Below are 4,803 nucleotides of genomic sequence, written 5' to 3' on the forward strand. Positions count from 1 at the left end.
TTCTACAAGTATCACGGTGTCATCCCATGACAACTGCGTTGTGCCTCAAAATTATCTCTTAGATATTCGGATTTCCCCAATCTTTTGTCAAAAGTTTCTGCAAACCGGTTGATTGTGACTTACTTCTAAACTAACTAATTATACGGTTAATAGAAGAATGATGTAAAATGATCCAGAGAAGTGAGATATTAACTCGCGACCTAACGAATTACTGGGAGGATATTGCTAATACCTGGCAGGAGAATCGGCCACAGAAGCTGTGGCGCTGCCATAGCGACCAGGTTAATATTGACCTGCTTTCAGAGTGGTTGCCCTCAGTAGAGTATAAGCATGTGCTCAAGACCGACTTGTTTGATGAGGCCTGCAGTGAAGGAATAATTTCTTCTTTAACATTGCCGGTCAAAACTACTTTTGGTATCGATGTATCTTTCGCAACAGCTCGGTCAGCTAAAAAAAGTAACCCAAATTTACGGACGCTCAAAGCGGACACCCGGTCCTTACCAATTGCCGACAAAACATTTGATGTTATTATTTCCAATTCTACCCTGGATCATTTTAAATCATCTGATGAAATTCTCAGGGCTCTGAAGGAGCTTGAACGCATCCTCCGAACCGGGGGGCAACTTTTGCTGACTCTTGATAACGGTTTAAATCCGTTTGTGGCATTACGAAATGCGCTTCCTTTTAACCTACTTAATTCGCTTGGGATAGTACCCTATTATGTCGGGAAAACTTTCAGTCCCGATCGCTTGCGCGAGGCGCTCGAAAAATTGAATTTTGAAGTGGTTGAAGTTAGGGGTATTATGCACTTTCCCCGTTTTATTGCTGTGTTGATTGCCAGGATTCTTGAAAAGTATTCAAACAAATTTGTGCAGCACAAATTTTTGCGATATTTAATGGCTTTTGAACACCTTTCGAAATGGCCCACCCAATTGCTTACCGGTCAGTTCGTAGCGATAAAGGCGGTTAAAAGGTCCTGAGAACCACCAGGCACAAAATATGATGCAATTACTGGATAAACTCTATGGAAATGCTGTGGTTTTTTCTAACCTTAGAGCGCAACACAGAATTCCTTATTTTTCCGAAAAAAAATTACATGAACTTCGTGATAAGCGGCTTCGAAAAATTGTGCAATATGCGGCCACGACAGTTCCTTATTACCGCAGCCTTTTTCAAAGGGAGGGAATCGATCCTGGTAAGATAAGGACGGTTGCAGATCTCGATATGCTTCCTTTGGTAGATAAGCACGAACTGAGAAAAGACCCCTCTCGGTTCCTTTCCACTTCATCGCAAGGGAAAAACTCTATTGCTTTCTTAACCAGTGGTTCTACCGGACTGCCGCTGAATATCCATCACGATCCAAATTCCTTACTGGCCAATATCGCTTTTGGTGAGAGACAGCGGAAAGTGGTATCCGGGATTTGTGGTCGAACAGTTGGTTGTAAGGAGGCTCTTATCGGCTATGCTGGATGTGCATCAACGAAAGTCTGGGATTTTTATGAGAAGAAGACCTATATCCCACTTAGACCGCAGCGACTCTTAATTCCGATCTCAAAGACGGTGGAGTCTGTTGTGGAGGAGCTCAACCGTTTCCGGCCCAATGTACTCATAAGCTATGGTTCTTATCTGGAAGCTTTTTTTAAGACACTTGATTCGCTGGGAATAAGTGTGCATCTTCCTCAAGTGGTGCTTTACGGGGGGGATGCCATGACGAACGCTGGCAGAAATTTCATTGAAGAGAAATTCGGCGTCCCGGTTCTTTCAACCTACCAGGCCATGGAGTGCTTTAAGATAGGATTTTTCTGTGAAGCCAGAGAAAGTTTTCATTTGCATGAAGACCTTTGTCACGTTAAGATCGTGAATGCTGATGGAGAAAAAGTTGCCGACGATAAAAAAGGTGAAGTGGTAATTTCCAATCTGGTCAATCGCGGGACGGTTCTTTTAAACTACCGCCTTGGAGACATCGCCTCAATCTCCAGCCAGAAATGTTCCTGCGGTCGAACCCTTTCATTGTTATCCGATGTTGAGGGTCGTGTTGAGGATATTATCGTTCTTCCAGACGGACAGTTTGTACACCCAAGAGTCGTGTGGAGTATTTTTAAGCAGAAAAATGAAGTTTTGCAATACCAGCTCATCCAGCACGAGCCGCTGCGTTTTGAGTTGAAACTTGTTACCGCGGGTCAAGAAGCTCATCATGGATTTTTAAGGGGTATTCTTGCCGACCTGCGTGAAGTGTTAGGCCACTCCGCGATTATTGAAGCTGACTTTTATGACGAGTTGCCACGACAAAATGGAGGCAAATTCAGGTCAGTCATGTCATATTGTAAATCCAACGTAATTTGATAAGCATAGCAGGTGCATCATTGAAAGTATCTAATATTGAAAGAACATTTAGCAAATCTGTAGAAAATAAAGTGGCGAGAGAGACGAAGAACAATTTATACAAACGAGTTATCAAAGTATTCAAGGAGGAGGGCATCAGGAGCCTATGGTTCAAAATTTTGGGTGAGATTGTTTATCGTCGCTTGCTTCTCGTAACATTGCATCTCGATGAGCTAACAGAAAATGTGAAGATGGTTCTGCCGATAAAATTCTCTGTACTTAATCAGACAGACTTGGACGAATATCTTCGTTTTCGTCCCGATCAAACTGAATCTGAAATCAGCCGCCGCTTGCTGGCCGGACATTTGTGCTTTGTTGGCAGATATGAAGGTAGCATAGTTTACGCTTGCTGGGCTGTTCAGCAAGTCGCCCGAATTGACTATCTTGCGTTAGATCTTGGACTTGCTCCTGATGAAATCTATACCTATGACACTTTCACCTTATCTGGTTTCAGAGGTAAGAACATCTTTCCCGCCGGCATCGAATACACAGTAAGATATTTTCGTAAAGCCGGCTTTCGGAGACACGTAGGTTGTGTTCTGCCTGAGAACCGGCCAGCTGTACATGCGCTGTCGAAGACAGGTTATCAACGTTTCGGAGTGATTGGATATATAGGAAGAGGCCCGTTGAGGTGGAAATTCCGTCGACACTTCAAAACCTATTCATCATTAGTTTGAAAGTAATTTTAGAAACCTCATTAAGTATATCCTTGCATATTTAAATTTCCAGCCATATTTTAGACAACTCACACCTGCGAAATTCGCGATCACTAATTCAGTCCTCTCCTTGCTTTGCCTGCTCTGGTTCGGGAAGAAAGATTTTAATTAAAAGCTTGCTGCGTGAACCCGTTCTCGGGGTTGCATCTTACGTCAGAAGTTTTTACGAAACGAAAATAAGTTGTAAAATTCCGGCTCTGCTATCCGTCCAACGTCTACCGAGAATGTATGAGAAAACTAAAAGTTTCTGCACCGGGAAGAATTTGCCTGTTTGGAGAACACCAGGATTATCTAAAACTCCCGGTTATCACAGCAGCGATTAACTTAAGAGTGACACTATCCGGACATCCCAGAAATGACCGTGTGATTCACCTGAATTTGCCCGATATCGGCTCCGCAGAAAAATTCGGTCTGCCCGAAGATGGAGCGGAAGCCACCTATGCCGGAGAACGGGATACTTTCAAAAGTGTGTTGAATGTTGTCCGGCGTGCGGGAATCAAAATTGAAAATGGCTGTGAATGTACGGTGCGTGGCAAGATTCCCATTAACTCAGGTACCTCTTCTTCTTCCGCCCTCAATGTCGCCTGGGTAAAATTCTTGATTGAAGTGAACGGGGATTCAAATTCTACAGTTCAGGATCCGGAGAAAATAGCCCGGCTTGCTTACCTGGCAGAGGTAGAAGAATTTGGTGGACCCGGGGGCATGATGGATCAATATGCAACCGCTGTCGGAGGAGTTTTGTATATTGATTTTGTCGAACCGGTCAAGGTCGTGAAAATGAAAAATCAACTCGGAACATTTGTTTTGGGCGATTCCGGCGAACCGAAGGATACAAAACTTATTTTAAGCCGTAGCAGAGACGGTGTTCTTTCTGCCATCGAGGCTATCAAAAAAGAGGATCGAGAGTTTAACTTAAAAACGGTCTCATATGTATCTTTACAAATGTACAGTCAGTTTGTGACGAACTCGCAGTTTGAGCTTCTGACCAGCGCAATACTAAACCGGGATATGACCCTGACTGCATTCAACATTCTAAATAAGGCGCGCTTTGATCATCGTGAATTTGGCAAACTACTAACTGAGCACCAGCAAGTTTTGGATAAAAAGCTCAAAGTCAGTACTCCGAAAATTAATCACATGCTTAAAAATGCCATTGCAGCAGGTGCGGTTGGTGGCAAAATCAATGGTTCCGGAGGCGGAGGGTGTATGTTTGTTTATGCGCCCGAAAATCCGGACGAAATCGTTAAGGTTATTGAAAAAGCGGGCGGCAAGGCGTACATTGTAATCGTCGATGGCGGAGTTAGGATAGAATAAGTTCAATTTTTAAGGGTGTAGATTCGATTTTAGGTAGCAGCAATATGTCACCCCCTTCGACAAGCTCAGGGCAGGCTCTAGGGGGTTTTGAGGTTTAGGATGGACATTTTTCTATAAATATTCCACGCCGTCGAATACGGGGTTGTCAACAAAAACAGTCGGCTCTTTTGCCAGATCACCCCAGAGGGGTGACATGTTTATAGCAAATCGGGGTATAATGAAGACCAGAAACCCCGTAGGGGTGACATATTCTGAGAATACATTTACGTAAAATAAAACCTGCAGCCATTTTTAATTTTTAATATCGAAAGAATCGCGGGAGGAAACCTTACAGAATGCAGACCATTGATTGGCGGATTGTGCTCTGCTTTTTCCTGCTATACCTGCTCAT

At 43.6% G+C, this 4,803-nt stretch carries 4 protein-coding genes; all 4 read left to right on the forward strand.

Going from position 1 to position 4,803, the window contains the following annotated elements; translation table 11 throughout:
* Positions 1-167 precede the first annotated feature (167 nt).
* The 4 genes from IH879_19890 (at position 168) to IH879_19905 (ending at position 4,412) form a co-directional block, all read left to right on the forward strand.
* Positions 168-980, forward strand: a complete 813-nt coding sequence (locus IH879_19890) for a methyltransferase domain-containing protein (protein ID MCH7677190.1) — start codon at positions 168-170, stop codon at positions 978-980.
* 19 nt (positions 981-999) lie between these two features.
* Positions 1,000-2,343 (forward strand): phenylacetate--CoA ligase family protein, encoded by a 1,344-nt coding sequence (locus IH879_19895; GenBank protein ID MCH7677191.1) that lies wholly within the window; start codon positions 1,000-1,002, stop codon positions 2,341-2,343.
* A gap of 20 nt (positions 2,344-2,363) precedes the next feature.
* Positions 2,364-3,059 (forward strand): hypothetical protein, encoded by a 696-nt coding sequence (locus IH879_19900; GenBank protein ID MCH7677192.1) that lies wholly within the window; start codon positions 2,364-2,366, stop codon positions 3,057-3,059.
* A gap of 267 nt (positions 3,060-3,326) precedes the next feature.
* A complete protein-coding gene (locus tag IH879_19905; protein ID MCH7677193.1) occupies positions 3,327-4,412 on the forward strand; it encodes a GHMP kinase in 1,086 nt (361 codons plus the stop codon).
* The last annotated feature ends 391 nt before the right edge of the window (positions 4,413-4,803 follow it).

The organism is candidate division KSB1 bacterium, from assembly GCA_022562085.1.
Classification (GTDB): Bacteria; Zhuqueibacterota; Zhuqueibacteria; order Oceanimicrobiales; family Oceanimicrobiaceae; genus Oceanimicrobium.